Origin of the sequence: Deinococcus radiodurans R1 = ATCC 13939 = DSM 20539, from assembly GCF_000008565.1 — a bacterium.
GTDB classification, from domain to species: domain Bacteria; phylum Deinococcota; class Deinococci; order Deinococcales; family Deinococcaceae; genus Deinococcus; species Deinococcus radiodurans.
This window is the reverse complement of record NC_001263.1, coordinates 2092731-2111648: the sequence shown is the minus strand read 5'-3', so window position 1 is coordinate 2111648 and position 18918 is coordinate 2092731. Positions and strand designations below refer to the sequence as shown.

Annotated in this window: 21 protein-coding genes; 9 read left to right on the top strand and 12 right to left on the bottom strand. The window is 67.4% G+C overall.

The annotated features are described in order from the left end of the window. Nucleotides 1-54 precede the first annotated feature (54 nt). A complete protein-coding gene (locus tag DR_RS10770; RefSeq protein WP_051618814.1) occupies nucleotides 55-360 on the bottom strand; it encodes a putative quinol monooxygenase in 306 nt (101 codons plus the stop codon). Nucleotides 361-481: 121 nt separating this feature from the next. Here DR_RS10770 and DR_RS10765 point away from each other — a divergent pair, with 121 nt between their 5' ends. Together DR_RS10765 and DR_RS10760 are read left to right on the top strand one after the other, a co-directional pair. After that, nucleotides 482-1333: a hypothetical protein gene (locus tag DR_RS10765; protein ID WP_027479946.1), complete on the top strand. Its 852-nt coding sequence runs from the start codon at nucleotides 482-484 to the stop codon at nucleotides 1331-1333. A 36-nt stretch (nucleotides 1334-1369) separates the two neighbouring features. Then, nucleotides 1370-2728, top strand: coding sequence for an MFS transporter (locus DR_RS10760; RefSeq protein ID WP_227085945.1), 1359 nt, complete (start codon nucleotides 1370-1372; stop codon nucleotides 2726-2728). Between the two features lie 81 nt (nucleotides 2729-2809). Here DR_RS10760 and DR_RS10755 read toward each other — a convergent pair whose 3' ends face one another. From DR_RS10755 to DR_RS10745, 3 genes are all read right to left on the bottom strand, one after another. Next, nucleotides 2810-3067 (bottom strand): CBU_0592 family membrane protein, encoded by a 258-nt coding sequence (locus DR_RS10755; RefSeq protein WP_010888728.1) that lies wholly within the window; start codon nucleotides 3065-3067, stop codon nucleotides 2810-2812. Between the two features lie 92 nt (nucleotides 3068-3159). Beyond that, a complete protein-coding gene (locus tag DR_RS10750; RefSeq protein WP_027479947.1) occupies nucleotides 3160-4767 on the bottom strand; it encodes a S49 family peptidase in 1608 nt (535 codons plus the stop codon). Between the two features lie 113 nt (nucleotides 4768-4880). After that, entirely contained in the window at nucleotides 4881-5537 is a 657-nt protein-coding gene (locus tag DR_RS10745; RefSeq protein WP_027479948.1) for a c-type cytochrome, read from the bottom strand. Nucleotides 5538-5672: 135 nt separating this feature from the next. Between DR_RS10745 and DR_RS10740 the strand changes: the two genes are divergently transcribed. Then, complete coding sequence (locus DR_RS10740; RefSeq protein ID WP_027479949.1) at nucleotides 5673-6131, top strand: Rrf2 family transcriptional regulator; 459 nt, start codon at nucleotides 5673-5675, stop codon at nucleotides 6129-6131. 15 nt (nucleotides 6132-6146) lie between these two features. On the opposite strand, the gene DR_RS10735 is transcribed toward DR_RS10740, so the two are convergent. The 5 genes from DR_RS10735 to DR_RS10715 all read right to left on the bottom strand — a co-directional run bounded on the left by DR_RS10735 (nucleotide 6147) and on the right by DR_RS10715 (nucleotide 10412). Then, nucleotides 6147-6530: a diacylglycerol kinase gene (locus DR_RS10735; protein WP_010888724.1), complete on the bottom strand. Its 384-nt coding sequence runs from the start codon at nucleotides 6528-6530 to the stop codon at nucleotides 6147-6149. A gap of 3 nt (nucleotides 6531-6533) precedes the next feature. Beyond that, complete coding sequence (ybeY, locus tag DR_RS10730; RefSeq protein ID WP_027479950.1) at nucleotides 6534-7001, bottom strand: rRNA maturation RNase YbeY; 468 nt, start codon at nucleotides 6999-7001, stop codon at nucleotides 6534-6536. Between the two features lie 40 nt (nucleotides 7002-7041). Further along, nucleotides 7042-8124, bottom strand: coding sequence for a type III polyketide synthase (locus DR_RS10725; RefSeq protein WP_010888722.1), 1083 nt, complete (start codon nucleotides 8122-8124; stop codon nucleotides 7042-7044). Between the two features lie 84 nt (nucleotides 8125-8208). Next, nucleotides 8209-9870: a hypothetical protein gene (locus DR_RS10720; protein ID WP_010888721.1), complete on the bottom strand. Its 1662-nt coding sequence runs from the start codon at nucleotides 9868-9870 to the stop codon at nucleotides 8209-8211. Then, nucleotides 9867-10412 (bottom strand): gamma carbonic anhydrase family protein, encoded by a 546-nt coding sequence (locus DR_RS10715; RefSeq protein WP_027479952.1) that lies wholly within the window; start codon nucleotides 10410-10412, stop codon nucleotides 9867-9869. The genes DR_RS10720 and DR_RS10715 overlap by 4 nt, the downstream gene beginning before the upstream one ends. Before the next feature lie 194 nt (nucleotides 10413-10606). On the opposite strand from DR_RS10715, the gene DR_RS10710 reads away from it, so the two are divergent. The 5 genes from DR_RS10710 to DR_RS10690 all read left to right on the top strand — a co-directional run bounded on the left by DR_RS10710 (nucleotide 10607) and on the right by DR_RS10690 (nucleotide 14169). Beyond that, entirely contained in the window at nucleotides 10607-11764 is a 1158-nt protein-coding gene (locus DR_RS10710) for a YjgN family protein (RefSeq protein WP_227085944.1), read from the top strand. A 153-nt stretch (nucleotides 11765-11917) separates the two neighbouring features. Continuing rightward, a complete protein-coding gene (gene infC / locus DR_RS10705) occupies nucleotides 11918-12556 on the top strand; it encodes a translation initiation factor IF-3 (protein ID WP_010888718.1) in 639 nt (212 codons plus the stop codon). A gap of 123 nt (nucleotides 12557-12679) precedes the next feature. Continuing rightward, nucleotides 12680-12904: a DUF2905 domain-containing protein gene (locus tag DR_RS10700; RefSeq protein WP_027479953.1), complete on the top strand. Its 225-nt coding sequence runs from the start codon at nucleotides 12680-12682 to the stop codon at nucleotides 12902-12904. Between the two features lie 62 nt (nucleotides 12905-12966). Beyond that, nucleotides 12967-13212 carry a glutaredoxin family protein gene (locus DR_RS10695; protein ID WP_010888716.1) on the top strand — a complete coding sequence of 82 codons (246 nt, stop codon included), beginning with the start codon at nucleotides 12967-12969 and terminating at the stop codon, nucleotides 13210-13212. A 99-nt stretch (nucleotides 13213-13311) separates the two neighbouring features. Then, on the top strand, nucleotides 13312-14169 hold the full coding sequence (locus tag DR_RS10690) for a glycerophosphodiester phosphodiesterase (RefSeq protein WP_010888715.1): 858 nt from the start codon (nucleotides 13312-13314) through the stop codon (nucleotides 14167-14169). Nucleotides 14170-14171: 2 nt separating this feature from the next. Here the strand turns inward: DR_RS10690 and DR_RS10685 are convergent, their stop codons facing one another. Further along, nucleotides 14172-14999 (bottom strand): PH domain-containing protein, encoded by an 828-nt coding sequence (locus tag DR_RS10685; protein WP_162177685.1) that lies wholly within the window; start codon nucleotides 14997-14999, stop codon nucleotides 14172-14174. Between the two features lie 279 nt (nucleotides 15000-15278). On the opposite strand from DR_RS10685, the gene thrS reads away from it, so the two are divergent. Then, on the top strand, nucleotides 15279-17228 hold the full coding sequence (gene thrS, locus DR_RS10680; RefSeq protein WP_010888712.1) for a threonine--tRNA ligase: 1950 nt from the start codon (nucleotides 15279-15281) through the stop codon (nucleotides 17226-17228). Between the two features lie 92 nt (nucleotides 17229-17320). Here the strand turns inward: thrS and DR_RS10675 are convergent, their stop codons facing one another. Together DR_RS10675 and DR_RS10670 are read right to left on the bottom strand one after the other, a co-directional pair. Continuing rightward, nucleotides 17321-18466: a permease prefix domain 1-containing protein gene (locus DR_RS10675; protein ID WP_034350304.1), complete on the bottom strand. Its 1146-nt coding sequence runs from the start codon at nucleotides 18464-18466 to the stop codon at nucleotides 17321-17323. Then, on the bottom strand, nucleotides 18463-18813 hold the full coding sequence (locus tag DR_RS10670) for a PadR family transcriptional regulator (protein ID WP_051618815.1): 351 nt from the start codon (nucleotides 18811-18813) through the stop codon (nucleotides 18463-18465). The genes DR_RS10675 and DR_RS10670 overlap by 4 nt, the downstream gene beginning before the upstream one ends. Nucleotides 18814-18918 lie beyond the last annotated feature (105 nt).

Below are 18918 nucleotides of genomic sequence, written 5' to 3'. Positions count from 1 at the left end.
ACCCCTTTCCGGCGGTCAGCTTCTGCGGAGGCTGGCCGCCGGTCTTTTTGGCCTTCAGCCCATAATGTTAATGGCTTCGCCCGCTTCATAGGCCGTGATCTTCAAGTCGGTGACGTTCAGGTGCTTGAGGGCGTCTATGGCCTGAGTCACGCCGGGGAGAGCCAGATGGGTGTGCATGGCCCCGAGGTTGTCCCAGTGTTCCGTAATCAAAAAATGGCCCGGCTGGCTCAGGTCCTCGGACACGAGATACAGCAGGCAGCCGTCTTCCTGCCGGGTCGCCTGAGCAATATGGACGAGCAGTTGACGAAGGTGGGCGGCGTGTTCGGCGCTGGCGCTGAGTGTTCCGTGCGAAATGACCATCGTTGTTCTCCTCGGGTGCTGGGGTGAAGTCAGCATACTCTGTGGGCTCACTGTGAGAGCGCCTGGGTGCCGTCCTTCTTTTGATGGACGCACCCGTCAGCTTCGCCCGCTACGCTGGGGCATGCTGCTGACCCTGCTCACTGCTGCTGCCTCCCTTCAGGCACCTTTGCCACCACAGGCGGTGCGAGTCATCGCAGGCCGCGCCTACGTGAACTGCCAGTGGTTGCAGCAAAACCGGGAAGACCTGAGTTGCCGTCAGACGCCGGACAGCATCAGCCTGGCGGACGCTTACCGGCCAGACGTGACCTTTCTGGTGGACACTCAAGGCAGAGCCACGATGAAAGCGGCGTCGAGCCAGTCCCGTACTGTGCTCTTTAACCCGCCACGCAAGTCAGCAACTTTGGCAGGCGGTTTCTGGCTCGCGGCCCGTGATCTGAACAGTGCTCTGGGCCTTCCCTTACGCTGGCAGACTGGTCAGCTCTGGCTGGGCAAGACGCCCGGCGCCGTACAAGCTGCTCAGCAACGCACCCCCGAGCAGGCTGCTCTGGCCGCCACCCGCCACCAACGTGGTCCCGTGCCCGGCGTAGGCCACAGCGAAGGCGGGGTGAATGTGCTGCTCACTGCGCGGGGGAGTGCCGAGCAACAGTGTGAATGGATAGCGCACCGCGTCACCTGCTGGACGTGGCAGGACGGTCACTGGACACTGACCTGGCAGGCGCAGACCGACCGCACGCCCGACGATGCCTGGCCTCAGCCCAGACCCGACGCGCTGGAGGCGGTTCTAGGGCGGGTCACTCCGCTGAGTGGCACGCGGCCCAGCTGGCCCGGCGGCCTCGACTTCGAGCAGCGCGGCGGCTCCGGCACGAGTCGCACCGTGCAGCGGGGCTGGGTGGCACCGGGCGGGCAGCGGACCCTGGCCTATGAGAAGGTGGGCTTGATAGACGAGGCATTTGCGGAGGCGGAGTTTCGCTAGCCCACTTTGCCCTGCATTGTGCGAGCATGGCCAGCCGTGTCTTCTTCTGCTTCCCTGAGTGCCGCCCCGTCCCACCCGCCCCGCGCCCTGGGGGCCGGATTGCTGATCGTCATTCTGGTCGTCGCTTTCGAGTCGGCAGCGGTCGGCACGATGATGCCCCGGGTGGCGACGGAGCTGCGTGGGCTGGGACTCTACGGCTGGGCGTCAAGCGCTTTTATGCTGGCGAACCTGCTGGGGGCGATTGTGGCAGGGCTGCTCACCGACCGGCGCGGGGCGGCGTGGGGCGCAGGTCTGGGCCTGGGGCTGTTCGGCATCGGCCTCGGGCTGCTGGCGCTGGCCCCGACCATGCCGCTTATCGTCGCGGCGCGAGTGGTGGAAGGGCTGGGAGTCGGCGGGCTGGCGGCGCTGCCGTTCGTGGTGATTCCAGCGGCGTATGCGGGACAGGCGCAGGCGCGGATGCTGGCGGCGGTGTCGAGCATGTGGCTGGTGCCGGGGCTGATAGGACCGCCTCTGGCGAGCGCGGTAGCGGAAGCGTGGTCATGGCGGGTGGTCTTCGGCGGACTGGCGGGACTGCTGGTGCTGGCGGCGCCGCTGTGCCTGTTGCCACTGCGGACCCTGCCGCGCAGCTCGGCCCCCAAGAGTTCCAAACGCATCCTGTGGCCCGCGCTGGCGCTGCTGCTGGCCGCCGCTGCACTGATTGAGGGCCTGCGCCGTCCCGACGCGCTGGGAGCTGCACTCACCGTCGCTGGTCTGGTCGGTGTAGTGATCGCCATGCGGCCCCTCTTTCCGGCGGGCCTCTGGACCCTGCGGCCCGGTCTGCCGTCGGCGCTGGCAGTGCGCGGGTTTATCGCCTTCGCGCAGATGGGCCTCGGTCCCTTCATGACGCTGGCGCTGCGGCGGTTGCACGACCTCAGCCTGCGCGACGCGGGGTGGATCATCAGCATCGGGGGCATCGCGTGGACGACGGGCGCGTGGCTGCAAGCGCAACTGGAAAAGAAATACGGCCCCGGCTCACGCCTGGCACGCATCCGGGGAGGGGCCGCTGTGCTCACCGCCGGGCTGGTTCTCGCTGCACTGGGCGTGCTGGGGCCGCTGCCGGTCTGGGCGGCGTACCTGGGCTGGCTGGTGGCGGGCACCGGCATGGGTGTGGCATACAACTCCAACAGCCTGTGGGCCATGAGCCACGTCTCCACCGAAGAACGCGGGCAGCTCTCGGGCCAGTGGGCCAACATCGAAGTGCTGATGGTCGCGCTCTCGGCAGGCATCGGCGGAGCGCTGGTCGCCCGTTTGCCGCTGACGCAGGCGCTCACGCTCGCGTTCGGGATGTGCATCCTGGCGTCGCTGGTGCCCTGGGCAGCGGCGCGGCGATTGGAAAGCGGCCCAGGCGGTGCATAAGCTTGACAATTCCTGTATACGACGCTATCTTTTGACCATCACCGCCCAAGAGGCGGATTTTTTATTGCTTCTCTGGCTGGCTCAGTGCCCGCCGCCCATCTTGCCCGGCCACAGCAGCGCCGCGAGGCTGACGAGCGACCACGTGCCTTCCAGCAGGATGAACCCCCAGTTGCGTTCCAGCACCGCGACGATGGCAAGCAGCCCGCTGCCCACGAAGTTGAGCAGGTTGTAGGTGCGGCTGCCCGTCGGCATACGCCCGGTCTGCGCCAGCACATAGGCGACGAGAATCTGAATGGCGCCGAGGATGGAAACGATCTGGATGACGGTGTCGCTGTGCATCCTGTCAGCTCAGCACGCGGGGAGACTGGCGTGGTGAGCCAGGAGCAGGGGCCGCCTGGACTTTTTGCCCGGCGGCCCCTGCCCTCACGCGCTCAGCGAATCTGAATGTCCTGGTCGAGCCAGGTCAGCGCCCGTTCGCGGCCAAAAGGCCAGACGGTCACGCTGACCTGGGCCGCCTGCGCCGCTTCCTGCACGAACTCGGGCAGCGGCCCCTGCTTTTTGGGCGCGGCGTTCCAGGTGGGGGCGTCGTCCGGCAGCCCGGCCAGCTCGCGGGCGAGTTCCAGGCCCCGGTGCAGGTCGCCGAGTTCGTCCACCAGCCCCAGCTCCAGCGCGTCGTAACCTGACCAGATGCGCCCGCGCCCGATTTCGTTGACGCGCTCCTGGCTCAGGTCGCGGCCCTCGGCCACCCGGCTGGTAAAGCGGTCATAGACCTCGCCGATGCCCTTTTCGATGTGCGCGCGTTCCTCGTCGGTGTAGGGCCGGCTGGGGCTGTACATCAGCGCCCGGTCACGGCCCACCCGCTCGGGCTTCAGGCCCTGGCGCCCGTTAAATTCCTGCATCACCGGCTTGCCGCTCACCACGCCGATGCTGCCGGTCAGGGTGTAGGGGCTCGCCACGATTTTGTCGGCGTGGGTCGCGAGGTAGTAGCCGCCGCTCGCCGCGTACTCGCCCATCACCACGACCACCGGCTTGTCGCTGGTCGCAATTTCGCGCCACATCAGGTCGGACGCGAGCGCCGAGCCGCCGCCGCTGTTGACATAGACGACGATGGCCTTCGTTGCCTTGTCCTCCTTGGCGTGTTTGAGCGCGGCCACCACGGTATCGGACCCCGCCATCGGCCCGCCGAGCAGCGGGAGAGGCAGGGGGTTGTTCTTGCTCTTGCCGGTCACGATGCTGCCGACGACCGACACCACGGCGACCTTGCCCGCCTTGGGGGTGCCGGGCTTGTTCGGCAGCAGCAGGTCGAGCACCGCCGCCAGGGGTCGGGTGCCGGGGCCGATGAGTTCGTCCTCATAGGCCACCCGGTCAATCAGGCCCGCGTCCACCGCCCCCTGCGCCGAGGTGAGGTCGGCAGTCAGCCAGCCAAGCGCGTCTTCCTCGCTCACGCCGCGCCCCTGCGCGAGGTCGGCGGCCCACGCCGCTTCCAGCCCGCCGAGGTAGGCGCTGAGCTGCTCGCGGTTGGCCTCGTCCATGTGGTCTTGCGAGAAGCGGGTCAGCGCGGCCTTGTACTCCTTGATCCGCAGGTTCTCGAACTCAATGCCGTGCTTTTTCAGGAAAGCCCCGAGGAAAGTCGGCTCGGCGGCGAACCCGCTCACCATCACGTCCGCCGACTCGGGCGCGGCAATTTCCTGGGCACCGCTCGCCACGATCAAGCTGGTCATGGTGAGCTGCGGCAGGTACGCCACCGTGCGCTTGTTTTCGCTCAGGCGGCGCAGAATCTCGCGGATGGCGTGCGCGGTCGCCGGGGCCGCCGTGAACTCGCTCACCCGCACCAGCACGCCGTGCAGCCAGTCGGCCTCGGCCAGCTTCGCGGCGCGGGCAGCGAGCGCCTCTACCGTTTCCGCCTTGTTCAGCAGCGCGGCGAGCGGCTGCGTGGGCTGACGTTCGGGGTAGTCGCCGGTCACGTCCAGCACGACCCAGGTGGGCCGGGTCACGCCGGCGGGCAGGTCGAGCAGGTTGCCGAAAAGGGGAATGTTCATCAGGTCAGAGTACGCGGGCACCGGGTGAAAAGTTGCGGGCCGCCCTGTCAAAAAGCTCTGCAAAAAAAGCGCCCCGCCTTCACGCGGAAGACGGAGCGGGCCGGGAAAAAGCCTCAGAGGCCCTTGAGGTACTCGTGGATGTTGGAGATGTCCTGGTCGCTGACCTGGGTCGCCACGAAGCGGGGCATGACCGGGCTGAGGGTCTTGTTGGGCGCGCGGCCCTGACGCAGCGCGGTGGTGAAGTCTTCGAGGCTCCAGTCCTTGACGATGTTCAGCGCCGGGCCAACGCCGCCCTCGGCATTGGCACCGTGGCAGCCGGCGCAGGTTCCGGCGAACTTCTCTTTGCCCGCGTCCGCGTCGCCGCTCGCGCTCGCCTTGTTGGTGTCGGGCTGCGCGGCGGCCATGTTCTCGGGGGTGTTGCCGGTGGTGCCGGGCTCGTTGTCGTTGCCGTTGCTGGTGCTGCCGGCGTTGTTCACCCCGTCGGTGGCCGTGCTGGCGTTGGTGTTCGCCTCAGGGTTGGGTTCGCCGTCCTGGGCACCGGCCTCGGCACTCTGGGTGGTCGTGTTTTCCTGGCTGGTTTCGGCGGTGCTGTCCTTGCTCCCGGCGGCGCCGCTGGTGGTCGCGTCGGTGCCCTTTTCGGTGCCTTTGCCCTCACCGTGCGCGGCAGCCTCTTCGTGGTGCGACTTGGTGGCGATGTTGTAGCCCGCGATAGACCCGCCGATGGTCAGCGCCAGCAGCAGCGTCATGGTGACGGCGAAGGTGTTCTTCATATGCCCACAGGCTACCATACGGTCAGGGGGCGTTTGCCCGCTCCTGGCCGGCATTGCAGGGAGGGCGAGCGCCTGCTGGAGGCCGCAGCTGCAAGGCCACAGTCGGCCTGCGGCGCGCGGGCTAGAATGACGGGTATGTGGGTGTCCACCAAAGCTCAGTACGGCCTGCGCGCCCTGGTCGAGATCGGTCGCCGGGGCGGCGAAGCGGTGCCGCTCAAGGACGTGGCCGAGCGCCAGGGCCTCAGTCAGCATTACCTCGAACAGATTGCCAGCAACCTGCGCCGCGCGGGCTTTATCAAGAGCATTCGCGGGGCGCACGGCGGCTACCGCCTTGCCCGGCCCGCCGAGGCCATCAACGCCTACGACGTGGTGACGGCGCTCGAAGGCAGCATTGCCCCAGTGTCGTGTGTGGAAGACGACCACGTATGCGACAGCCGCAATGTGTGCGGCACGCAAAACCTGTGGTTCCGGGTGGACGCCGCCCTGCGCGACGTGCTGGGCAACACGACCCTTGCCGACCTGATTGCCGAGAGCGAACGCGCCGACCATGCCCGGCTGGTGCAACTCGAAAATCCCTACGCTTCGACGGTCTGAGCGCTTCAACAACGGCTAGAGCCGACTCACCCACGCCCACAGCGGCGGCCCCAGCACGGCCAACCCGACCACCACCGCGCCGAGGCTGGCGAGCAGAACGGCGGCGGCGGCGGCATCTTTGGCGACCCCGGCGAGGGGGTGCGGCTCGGGGCTGACGAGGTCCACCACCGCTTCGACGGCGGTATTGACGAGTTCCAGCGCCAGCACCAGGGCGCACGCCAACGCTATCGGGGCGAGCGGCGCCCGCAGCCATGCGGTGAGCGCGAGGGCCAGCACCGCTGCCCACGTCTCGATCCGAAAGTTGGGCTGGGTGCGGTAGCTATGAGCAATTCCGGCCCAGGCGAAGCCCGCCGAGCGCCACCAGCGTTTCCACGAGAGGGCCGAGCCCGCCGAGTTCACGCGTCAGGCTCCGGCGGGCAGGCCCGTCTGCGCGGCGGCCCAGGCGTCGTGGAACACCTGCCAGTCCTCGCCGGTCGCGCCTTCCTCGAAGCCCAGGCCCTCGGCGTGGGGGTGGTCGTGGCCGACGAGGTGGGTCAGGCCGTGGCTGGCGAGCAGCGCAACCTCACGGGTCAGCGAGTGGCCCCGGCTCTCGGCCTGCCGCTGCGCCGTGTCGAGGCTGATGATGATGTCGCCGAGGTGCGGCGGCATGAAGGGGTCGCCCGGTTCCCAGGTCGGAAAACTCAGCACGTCGGTGGCGGCGTCCTCGCCCCAGTGTTCGAGCTTGAGCGCGCGAATCTCCGGGTCGCCCACCAGCACCACCGTCACCTCGCGCTCCTCCCCGCCGAAATGCTGCATGGCCGCGCTCAGGCTCGCCCGCAGCGCCGGGCGCAGGCCAGCCGGGGGACGTTTACGGGCGATCAGGTCAATCATGCCGCGAGTGTAATCGGCGCGGGGAGGCGGGGCCAACGCTTCACGCTTCCCCGCCGCCAAAGTCGAGCAGCACATGCTCGGCGCTGAAGCCAGGGCCCATCGCGCTCAGCAGGCCGCGTCCCTGGGGCCGACTCCTCAGCACCTCTTCAAGCACGAACAGCACGGTCGCGCTGCTCATGTTGCCGTACTCTCGCAGCACCGCGCGGCTGCTATCCAGCGTGCCGTCCGGCAGGCCCAGCGCCTGCTCGTAGGCGGCGACCACCTTCACGCCGCCGGGATGCACCACGAAGGTCTGCACGTCGTCCCGCGCCCAGCCCTGTGCGGCGAGGGCCTGTGCCACGTTCTCCTGCATCATGGAATTCACCAGCGTCGGAATGTCGCGCGAGAAGCGGACCTTGAGCCCGTCGTCCACCACGTCCCAGCCCATGATGTCCTCGCTGTCCTCGATCAGCGTCGAAAAGCCGCCGTGCAGCGCCAGCAGGGGTCGGGGGCCAGGAACGTCGGGCGCCGTGACGACCAGCGCGGCGCCGCCGTCGGCAAAGAGAGCCGTGCCCACGAAATTGCTCTTGGACTCGTCGCCCTTGACCAGCGTCAGGCTGCACAGTTCGACGGCCACGTACAGCACCCGCTTGAACCCGGCGCGCACCAGGTCGGCGGCGCGCGCCAGTCCGCTTGCCCCGCCCGCGCAGCCCAGACCCCAGACCGGCAAGCGGGCGGCGTGGGGGTTGAGGCCCAGCGCCCCAATCAGGTAGGCGTCCAGGCTCGGCGTGCTGAGGCCCGAGGTGTTGACGACCACCACGGCGTCCACGTCGGCGGGGGCGAGCTCGGCCTTATCCAGCGCTTCGCGGGCGAGCCGGACGATCAGGGCGCGGGCTTCTTCCAGAAACACCCCGTTTTTCTCGGCAAAACCGTGTGGTTCGAGGTACCACGCCAGCGGGCGCGAAAGGGCGCGGCGCTCGATCTGCGCGTTGGTAAACACGTCGAGCATGTGCCGGCGCTCGCTCATGCGCGGAAAGAGGGTGCGGGCGGCGGCCTGCACCTCGCTCTGAAGCGCGCTGTAGGGCGGAGTCCCTGTCACCAGAGAGCGCAGAAGCGGAGCTGGGGCAGCGTTCATGGCCCGCATTCTGCGCCTGCCCGCCGCGAGGACCGTGACGCCAGGCGCAAATGACGCCGCTGCCGCTCGTTTGGTGGCGCGGGCCTCAGGGCTTCAGTCGCCGTGTTCTTTGAGATACCCGCCCCGCGTCAGTTCCTGGAGCAGCGGCTCGAGGTCGTGCAGCGCCACGTCAGCCCGCACGGCGTACTCGGCGGGAGTCTGACCCTCGCCCAGCGCCCGGATGAGTTGTGCTCCGGCGGCCCCGTACTGTTCGCGGAAGCCGTGGTAGACACTGGTAATCGGGTTGTTGGCGTCGCGCCCGCGCAGGGTGGGAATGTAGATGCGGTGCGCCCACCCCGCGAAGGAGCGCGGCAGGATGAGGGTTTGAGGCCGCAGCGGCGCCGGGAAGGCTCCCTCGTAGGGCAGGCCCGCCGGCATGGCGGCCACCACTTCGCCGCGTGAGTACAGCAGCGCGCCGTCCGGGTGGACATACAGCCCGGTGAAATCCTCAGTGAGGTCGAATTTCCACGCCCGCGAGCCGACGCCGCTCAGAACGTGGGCATAGGTGGGGGGCAGGGGATAGGTCGCCATCGTGGCGCCCTGCTCGTAAAGCGAGAGCAGCTCGCCCAACGCCTGCTCGCCGGTCGCGTTCACGGCGGCGGCGGCGACCACCCGGCCCTCGTACACCAGCGCGTATGTGCTGAGGTCGCCCATCGAAACGTGCAGGTAACCGTACCAGCTCAGCTCGTGCAGGTACTTCAGAAAGGCGTGCAGGTCGCAAAACCGGCTGCTGAGCCCCAGTTGCAGCGGGGCGCTGAGCGGCAAAAAGCGCGCCAGGAAGGGAGCGGCGCCCGGAAACATCGGTTGCAGGGTGGGCACAGCGACGTGCGCGCCCTCCGGCAGCGGGCCCAGCGGCAGCGCGGGCTCGGGCAGTCGGGGCGGCGCTGCTGGGGAAGGCGCCGGGGACAGAGCTGCAGCGACGGGCCGCACAGGAGCGCGGGGCGCGGGCGCGGGCTCCTCTTGTTCCTGAGCCGCCTGTTCCTGTTCCCAGAGCCGTTCGAGCAGTTCCACCGGCAGGTCGGGCAGCCGGTCGGAGGCCAGAGCTTCTTGCAAGGTGCGTGGCAGAGACGGGTCGCTGTCAGGCTGCGGGGCCGGGGCAGGCTTCGGCGCGGCCTGAATCACCTGGGTCTGCGTCGCCGTCGAGCGTTCTTGCACCTGCCGAGCAGGAGCCGCCTCACGGCGCGGGGCCGCTGGCGCCTCCGGTTCCTTGAGCCAATCGTTGAGGGCGCTGCTCAGCCACCCGCTGCGGGGGGCACTGGCGGGCGCGGCCTCTGTCTCCTCAGCGGGGCTGGCCGCTGGAACGGGCGCGGCAGCTTTGGTTGGTGGGCGGGGCTTGGGCTCAGGTCGTGCCTCGGCTACTGGAGCCTGTACAGGCGCACTCGGCACCGTTTCCGCCGGAGTAGGCCGGGCCCGCGCCGAACGGGACGTGCGGGTGGGTGCCACCGGCTCCTCGGCAGCGGTTGGCGTCCGGCGGCTGGGATCGCGGTAGGCGCGGACCTGCACCTCGGCGCGCGGCGCGGGCGGCTCCACTCCGCTCAGCGCTTCGATGGAAGTGGTCGGCACCTGACCGGCGGGGCGACGCACCGGGCGAATCTGCACCGGGGCCTCGGGGGCAAGGGTGCCCGACTCGCCGTCGTGCAGCAAAGAATCGAGCGTGTCANGGGTAGAGACGGAAGTTGTGGTCAGCCGCGCAGGGCGGCGGCGGGGGTCTGTCATGTGGGGTCTCCTGCGGGCCCGGTGGGGGAGGCGGGGTCGGCCTGGGAACGTAGGCCGGCGCGGTAGCGCTCGCCGTTGCGGACATAGCTGGCCGCGTTGGGGGTCGCCGCCACCGGACGCACCACGCGGGCGGGCGTCCCCACGGCGAGCATTCCGTCGGGCACTTCCTTCCCTTCCGGGAGCAGTGCCCCGGCGCCCAGCACCGCGCCCCGGCCCAGGCGCGAGCCGTTGAGCATGATCGCGCCCATGCCAACTAGACTGCCCGCCTCGCATGTCGCCCCATGTACCACGGCGCGGTGGCCCACCGTCACGTCCTCGTGCAGCGTGCAGGGAAAGCCGGGGTCGGCGTGCAGCACGGCGCCGTCTTGCACGTTGCTGCGTTCGCCCACCCGGAGCTGTTCAGTGTCGCCGCGCAGGACGGCGCCAAACCAGATGCTCGCGCCCGCCTCCACCTTTACCTGGCCGATCACGTCGGCGCTCGGGGCCACGAAGGCCGTGGGGTGGATGTCAGGTGTCAGGTCCTCCAGGGTGTGCAGCGGCATGTGGGCCTCCGGGGCCGGGGCGGGGGCAGGGGGGGACAGGGCAAAAACGCCCACCACACCGGCAGTGATCTTGCTGCCAAAGGTAGCACAGCCGTCTGGGCCGTCATCTGGGCCGTCCTGGGCGCGGTCTGCATGGCCATCGGGGCAGGCCGGGCAAGGCCGGAAGTCGCGCGGCATCGCCTACTATGGAGGCCATGACCCTGCCTCCCCAGGACCTGCCCCCCGGCCAGGCGCTGCTCGCCACTCCGCTGGGGACGGCGAACGCGCCGCAGGCCGCCCGGGTCCACACTTACCCGCTGCGCTTCACTGGTCAGGCCAGCGAGTATTTCCGCGTCTGGATCGTGAACCTTGCGCTCACGGTGATCACGCTGGGGCTGTATACCCCCTGGGCCCGCATCCGCACCCGGCAGTATCTCTACGGGCATACCTGGCTCGATGACCAGAACTTCGAGTACACCGCCAGCCCGTTCGCTCTGCTGCGCGGTTACCTGATCGTGGTGGCGTTTTTCGGGCTCTACACGGCGGCGCAGCAGCTTCAGTTCACCGGCTGGGAGTGGGTCACCGGGGCGCTCGGCCTCCTGTTCGCGGTGGCGTATCCCTGGCTGGTGCGGCAGTCCATGCGCTTTCAGGCGCGCAGCACGGTGCACCGGGGGCTGCGGTTCCGCTTTACCGGGTCGCTGGGGGACGCCTACGTGTCCTACGGGGTCGCCAACATCGCGGCGGTGTTTTCGGGGTCGCTCGCGCTGCCCTGGGCGTGGTTCATGCAGCGGCGCTACCAGGCCGACGGCCTCGCTTACGGCACGGCGCGCGGACACTTTCGCGGCAGCCTGGGGCCCTTTTACCTGATTGGGCTGGCGGGGGCCGGCCTGACCGTGCTGGGCATAGGGCTCCTCGCGGGGCTCGCCATCGGGGCTGCGACCATCGCTGGCGTCCTGGGTGACCTGAACCTCGAACAGCTCGACACCGACCTGCTCACTTCCGCGGTGGTGGTGGCTTTCGTGCTCGGTTACCTGGCGCTGGCAGTGCTCTACGGCATAGCGTGGCAGTACGTCCGCGCCGCTACCATGCATTACGTCCTCAACAATTTCGAGCTGGGCGGCGTGGTGCGGACCCAGGCCACCTTTAGCCCCTGGCGGCTGGTGTGGATCAACCTGGCCAATACGCTGGCCCGCATCTTTTCCCTCGGGCTGCTCACGCCCTGGACAGTGATTCGCACCAACCGGTATCTGCTGGGTCATGTGCAGGTGCGCGCCATCGTCAGCCTGGACGACTTCAGCGCCGCGCAGACCGAGGACGAGAGCGCTGTGGGTGAAGCGGCCACCGAACTGCTCGACATCAACATCGGCTTCTGAAGTCCTAACATTTTTCTAGTGCTTTTCGGCGGGAAAAGGGCGCGGGCGTGGTAGACTACTTTCCTGAACTGCCCGGGACACGGCGCAGTTGCAAGCCGCCCGGCACAGGTCCTGACCGCGCATTCGCGCCGCAGCCTGTGGGGCGCGGCGGAGGTGATAACCATAGCGAAAGATCTTAAGGTCAACGAGCAGATTCGCGTCCGGCAGGTCCGCCTGATCGGCGCGGAAGGGGAGCAGATCGGGATTATCGATACCCGCGAGGCCATGAACATGGCCCGTGAAAAGAGCTTGGACCTCGTGATGGTCAGCCCGCAGGCTGTGCCGCCCGTCTGCCGCCTCCTCGATTATGGCCGCTTCCGCTACGAGCAGCAGCAAAACGAGAAGGAAAACCGCAAGCGCGCCCGCTCGCAAGAAGTCAAGGCGATCAAGTTCCGCGTCAAGATCGACGACAACGATTTCAAGACCAAGACCGGACACGTGCGGCGCTTTCTCAACGAGGGCCACAAGGTCAAGGTCACCATCATGTTCCGTGGCCGCGAACGGACGCACCCCGAACTCGGCGAGCGCATCCTGGTGCGCGTCGCTGAAACGCTGGCCGATGTCGGCGCGCCCGAAGGCAACCCCAGCATGATGGGCATGGACATGAACATGATCATGGCCCCCAAGGCCCCGGCGTCCCCCAAGAAGGACAAGGCCGACCGCCCCGAGGGCGACGCTGGTGACACGGACATGGCGGCTCCGGCCCCCGCGCCCGCCGCTGCCCCCGAAACCGAGAGCGCTCCGAGCGCCTGAACCTTCTCTCTTTCCCCGACTGGTCTGTCCCTGTGACAGGCCGGTTTTTTGTGGTGACTCAGGTAAAGCCACGTTTTGGGGCTGCTCAGCCGCGATACTGACGGCCACCGTAGGCTGACAGGCATGGCATCTCTTCCCAAACTGCTGATTCTGGCCGGTGTATTCGCCATCGTGCTGGGCCTGCTGTGGGCCTATCAGCCGGGGCTGCTGCGGACCCTGTTCGGCTGGTTCGGGCGGCTGCCGGGCGACATTCGCTACCAGAACGGCAACACCTTCGTTTTCGTGCCCTGGGTCAGCATGTTGGTGCTCAGCGTAGTGCTGAGCCTGCTCGCCCGGCTGTTTCGCTGACGCTCAAGTCCGGCTCAAGGCCCGGTCATTTCCCCGAGTGCTTTATTTTGTAAACTGAGCCTATGGTCAAAATGTACACCACCACCTGGTGCCCCGACTGCCACGCGGCCAAGCGGGCGCTGACGCAGAAGGGCATCGCTTACGAGGAAATCAACATCGAGCAGGACGAACAGGCCGCCGAGTACGTGATGAGCGTGAACGGCGGGCGCCGCAGCGTGCCCACCCTGGTCAGCGGCGACGTGGCGCACAGCCTCAGCGGGTTCCGGCCTCAGAAGCTCGACGCGTTTCTGGCGGAAGCGGGCCTCTAACTTCAACTTTTGCTCTGAAGCGGCTCTTGCGGGGGCCGCTTTTTTTGGCATTCTTGGCCCGGCAGTTGCCCCGCTGACTGGAACGCGGCAAAGTAGAGCATGTCGAAAATCTGGTTCGGGGCGCTGGCCCTGCTGCTGATGGGGTGCGCCACGCCGGTCGCGTCCGCGCCCAATCCCTACCTGACGGGCCGCACCCTCAACATCGCCCATCAGGGCGGCGAGGCGCTGTGGCCGAGCAATACCCTGACCGCCTACCGGGGCGCGGTGGCCCTCGGCGTGGACCTGCTGGAAATGGACCTGCACGCCACCCGCGACGGCGCGCTTGTCCTCTCGCACGATGCGACGCTCGACCGCCTGACCGACACCCAAGGCCGCATTGCCGACCTGACGCTGGAACAGGTGCTGCGGGCCGACGCCGGCTACACGCTGACCCCGGCGGGCGGCAGCGGCTTTCCCTTTCGGGGCCAGGGCGTGCAGGTCGCGCAGTTAAAGGACGTGCTGCGCGAGTTTCCGAACACGCCGCTGATTATCGAACTCAAGCAGGCGAGTCCCAGCATTGCCGCGCCGTTTTGCGCCGAACTGCGCCGCGCCGGGGCGACGGGGCGGGTGATTGCCGCGAGTTTCAGCGACGCGGCCCTGAACGAGTTTCGCCGCCTGTGCCCGGAAGTCATGACCTCCATGACCGAGCGCGAACTGCGCCCGCTGGTGCTGCTGAGCAAGGTGGGGCTGAGTGCTCTGGCTCCCACGCCGGGGCAGGTGGCCCAGGTGCCGGTGCGCTCGGGCGGCATCGAAATCGTCACGCCGGCCTTCGTGCGCGCCCTGCACGCCCGTGGCGTGGCGGTGCAGGTCTGGACCATTGACGACGAGGCCGAGATGCGCCGGCTGGTGCAAATGGGCGTGGACGGCGTCATCACCAACCGGCCCGACCTGCTGAAAAAGGTGCTTGCCGAACGCTGAGGTCAGCCCCCGAACCACGCCTCCACCGCCGCCGGGTCACTCGGTGTCAGGTAGTACCGTTTGCCCGCGTGTTCCAGCAGCAGCGCTTGCTCTGGCCGGGCACTGCTCGCCGCCGCCTGCACGTTGCCCAAACGGGTGGAAAAGGTGCCGGTGTGATAACCGGGCATCCCGGTGCCGAACAGCCGCACGCCTAGCGGGTCGCTGGTCACGCTGGCCTTCGTGCTTTGGCGCAGAAAATCGGTGCTGCTGGCGCGAGTCTTGACGGTGAGGGTGTCGCCGTGGATTTCGTAACTGAGGCGCGGCCTGGAGATGAGGAGCGAGCCGACCGCGAGTGAGAGTGGCAAAAGCAGCAGCAGCGGCCAGATATTTTCCCGCAGCGGCACTCCCCTGGGCCGGAAGGTTGCCGCGTCCCCTTTTTTCCAGACGATGAGCAAAGTTTCGGGGTCGGCGGGCGTGAGGAAAGTGGGCGGCTGGGTGCCGAACAGCAGTCCCGTGCGCGAGCCGTTGCCGTAGACCGCCAGTTCTCCGCGCTCGGAACGGAAGTGGCCCACCGTATAGCCGGGCATGTTGCTGCCCACCTGTTTTGAAAGGCGTCCCAGCGACACTTTTTCTGCGGGTGTTCCCGCCGGGATGACCACTTTGGACGCCAGAGAACGCGCCACGACCTGCCCGCCCGAGACCTCGTACCTGGGCAGCCCCAGCACGGGCGGGGCCAGGATCAGCACGACCGGCAGCAGGCTGGTCAGCACAAGCACTGCGACCAGCAGCGGCCACCACTTCGGCGTGGGCTCACGCAGCGGCGCCAATTGAGCGGGGGTCGGGGGGGACATATCTGGGCATACGGCCCGGGCGGCGCAAAAGTTGCCATGCTGCCAGGGAGGGAGGGTAGGCGCTTTGACCCCTGCCCGCCCGCCGCGCTATTATGAGGCCATGAAGCGCCCCGCCCATCACTCCGGTCTGGTGATGCGCCGCGTGGGCCGCCGAAGTCCCTCCATGCCCGGACTGAGCACGCGAACTCTGAGCGCCTGAGAACCCCTGTTGCGGTTTTCAGGCGTTTTGCTGTCCACGCGGCCAGACCGGGCTTTTTCATGTTCATATCAAGGAGAACCATGCACGTCACCCTTCCCGACGGTAAACAACTCGACCTTCAACCCGGCGCCACGGCGCTCGACGCCGCCAAAGCCATCGGCCCGCGCCTGGCGCAAGACGCCCTGGGCGCCACCGCCAATGGCGAACTTACCGACCTGATGACGCCGCTGAGTGATGGCGCCAGCATCACCCTGATCACCAAGAAGAATCCCGGCGACGCCGCGCCGCTGTTCCGGCACTCGCTGGGCCACGTCATGAGTCAGGCGGTGGGCGAATATTACAAGGCCAAAGGCTACGGCCCCGACGCCATCAAGCGCGGGGTGGGGCCGTACATCGAAAACGGCTGGTATCAGGATTTCGACCTGCCCGAGCCGCTGAAAGAAGAGGACCTGCCCGAGATCGAAAAGATCATGCGCGACATCATCGGGCGCGGCCTGGACATCACCCGGCGCGAAATCAGCAAAGACGAGGCGCTGGCGCAGTTTCCCCACGACCCCTACAAGGCTGAGCTGATCGAGGGTTTGCCGGACGACGAACCCATCACCTTCTACAGCCAGGGCGACTACACCGACCTGTGCCGGGGGCCGCACTTCCCTAGCACTGGCAAGCTGCCGCAGAGCTTCAAGCTGATGAGCACCAGCGGCGCGTACTGGCGCGGCAACGAGAAAAACCCCATCCTCCAGCGCATCTACGGCGTGGCGTTCGCCACCCAGAAGGAACTGGACGAGTACCTGTTTCAGCTCGAAGAAGCCAAGCGGCGCGACCACCGCAAGCTGGGCAAGGAACTTGAACTGTTCACCATCGACCCGCTGGTGGGCAAGGGCCTGCCGCTGTGGCTGCCCAACGGCACGGTGCTGCGCGAAGAGCTGACCAACTTCATGAAAGAGCAGCAGTTCCAGCGCGGTTACCAGGGCGTGGTGACGCCCAACATCGGGAACCTCGACCTGTACCGCACCTCCGGGCACTACCCGTACTACTCCGAGTCTCAGTTCAACCCGATTCAGGTGGACGAGGAAGAGTACATGCTCAAGCCCATGAACTGCCCGCATCACGTGCGAATTTACGCCAGCAAGCCGCGCAGCTACCGCGACCTGCCGGTGCGGCTGGCCGAGTTCGGCACGGTGTACCGCTACGAGCAGTCGGGCGAACTCAACGGCCTGACCCGCGTGCGCGGCTTCACGCAGGACGACGCCCACATCTTCTGCCGCCCGGACCAGCTCAAGCGCGAGTTTCTGGACGTGCTCGACCTGACGGTGCTGGTGCTCAAGACCTTCGGCATGACCGACGTGCGTTTCCGCGTGGGCGTGCGCGACCCCGAGTCCGACAAGTACGTGGGCGACGAGCAGAACTGGGCGCTGGCTGAGCGCCAGATTATCGAGGCGGTGGAGGAAGTCGGCCTGCCCTACACCATCGAACCCGGCGACGCAGCCTTCTATGGCCCCAAGCTCGACTTCGTGGTCAAGGACGTGCTGGGGCGCGAGTGGCAGCTCGGGACCATTCAGGTGGACTACAACCTGCCCGAGCGCTTCGACATCTCCTACACCGGCGAGGACGGGCAGGAGCACCGCCCGATCATGATTCACCGCGCGCCCTTCGGGTCCATCGAGCGCTTCACCGGCATCCTGATCGAGCACTACGCGGGCGACTTTCCGCTGTGGCTGGCGCCCCGGCAGGTCATGATCATCCCTATTGCCGACCGCCACAACGCCTACGCTGAGGAGCTGCGTGAGGAACTGCACCGCGCCGGGTTGCGCGCCGAGGTGGACGATTCCTCCAACCGCATGCAGGCCAAGGTCCGCGACGCCGAGCTGCACAAGATTCCGGTGATGCTGATCGTGGGCGACAAGGAGCAGGAGGCCCGCGAGGTCAGCGTGCGCGAGCGCACCGGCGAAGGCACCAAGGAGCGCAAGGGCGTGAAGTTTGACGAGCTGAAGGCGGAATTGCTGGAGCGGCGGAAGAACCGGTCTTAAGACCCCAAATCCCAAAGAGAGACAAAACGTGAGTGCCGCCCTGTCGTGGGGCGGCCTTCTCTTTTGCGCTTGCCTGCTGGGGTCGCTTAAGTTTATTCAGGCACCGGCCCGCTGACAGCCAGCGGCGTGAGACTAATTTCCTGAGTTGCCTGAGTTGACACGGGCAGCAGTAGGGTGGCGTTCTCCGTGAGTGGAGCCTGGAGCCATGCTGCACGTGAACTGTAGAGCCGTAGCTCTGGGCCGTGAAGGGGCCGCGGAAGTTGGAGCTGTCCCTGGGCGTCCGTCCAGCGCAGGGCCGCCGCAAATGCTGGGTAAGTTGTGCGTTCTGGGGCGCCGTATGACCGACTCTGCTTTTTGACGAGCGCCAAAATGGGCGTCCCGCCGGGCAGATTCAGCTGAAGCGGGGGCGCAGAGTGGAGGTCATCGCTGGCGAGTGGGGTGATAAGTGGTCCACCGATCCCAGCGGCTTGCCACATAGGTGCAGGAAGCTGCCTGAGGGCGGTGCTGAGCGCTGGAAAGTACACCTGCGACAGTGCTGCAGACAGGCTGTAATCCGTTCCCCAGGAGAGCGGGAGTGTCTGCTCGCCGAGCGCCACTCCGCTGGGCGAGACGGTGAGCGGCCAGTGAGCCTGTGCCATACAGCTGAGCAGACCGGGCATATCGACGTAAGTGGGCAGCTCGGAATTCAAGAGGTCAGTGAGGGTGGGCCGCGTCCCCCCGGGCAAGAGGGGCGGCAGGCACTGAAAGGTCCGTGTGTCCCCGAGCGGAGCGTCTGGAAGGCCGGCACGCCGCAGCAGGTAGCTTCCTTTCTGGTGGACAAGCTCTATGTCAAGGGTGCCAAGTCGCCGCCGCGCTTCGGGGAGGGGCAAGGAACCCAGTTCCATGAGTTCTGCCCCGCTGCCGCTACTTGTTCCCACACCGTTATAGACCTGGGACATGAGCTGCTGCCAACGCAGTTCCGGCACCGGCCAGAGGAGCACCCCCGCCAGGGCCAACAGCACCGCCGCGCTCAGCAGCGGGTGGACATGCTCGGTGCGCCGTAAGCCCCGTGCAATCTGGGCCGGTGCGCCAAGTTCCTGCATGGCCTGTGCCTGCGCTGACGGCAGCGGCTTACCCGCCAGAATCAGTTGCTGGGTGCGCTCGTGCAGGTGAGAGCGTAGCTCGGCCTGGGCTTCGGCCCGTTTGCCCCGGCTCAGGCCCCGGGTGGCGGCTTTCACAAAGCGGTCTTCGGGGGTCATGCCAGTCTCCAAAGTTGCAGGTAGGGGGCAAGGGCGCGGGCATGGGCACGCTGCTGCTCGCGCTGCCGGGCGAGTTCGGTTTTGCCGCCCTCGGTCAGCTCATAGTATTTGCGCGGTGGGCCGCCCGCGTCGCTCGGACGCTGCTCCCCCACGATCCAGCCGCGCTTTTCCAGGCGGTGCAATGCCGGATACAGCGTCCCTTCCTTGAAGCGGAAATGCCCGTCGGTCCGGTCCTGCACGTCCTGAATGATGCGTAGGCCGTACAGCGGGCCGTCTTCCAGGCTCGCCAGCAGCAGAAAGTCCAGGGTGCCGCGCAGCAGGTTGCCGTCCAGGTCTTTACCTTGCATGACTACATAGTACGGCAAAGTACAGCGAGCGTGTAAGGGTGCCGGCTGACCCACCCAGGCCCGCCTTTACCATGAGCATTGGGTAAGTTTTCTGGCAGAGGCTTT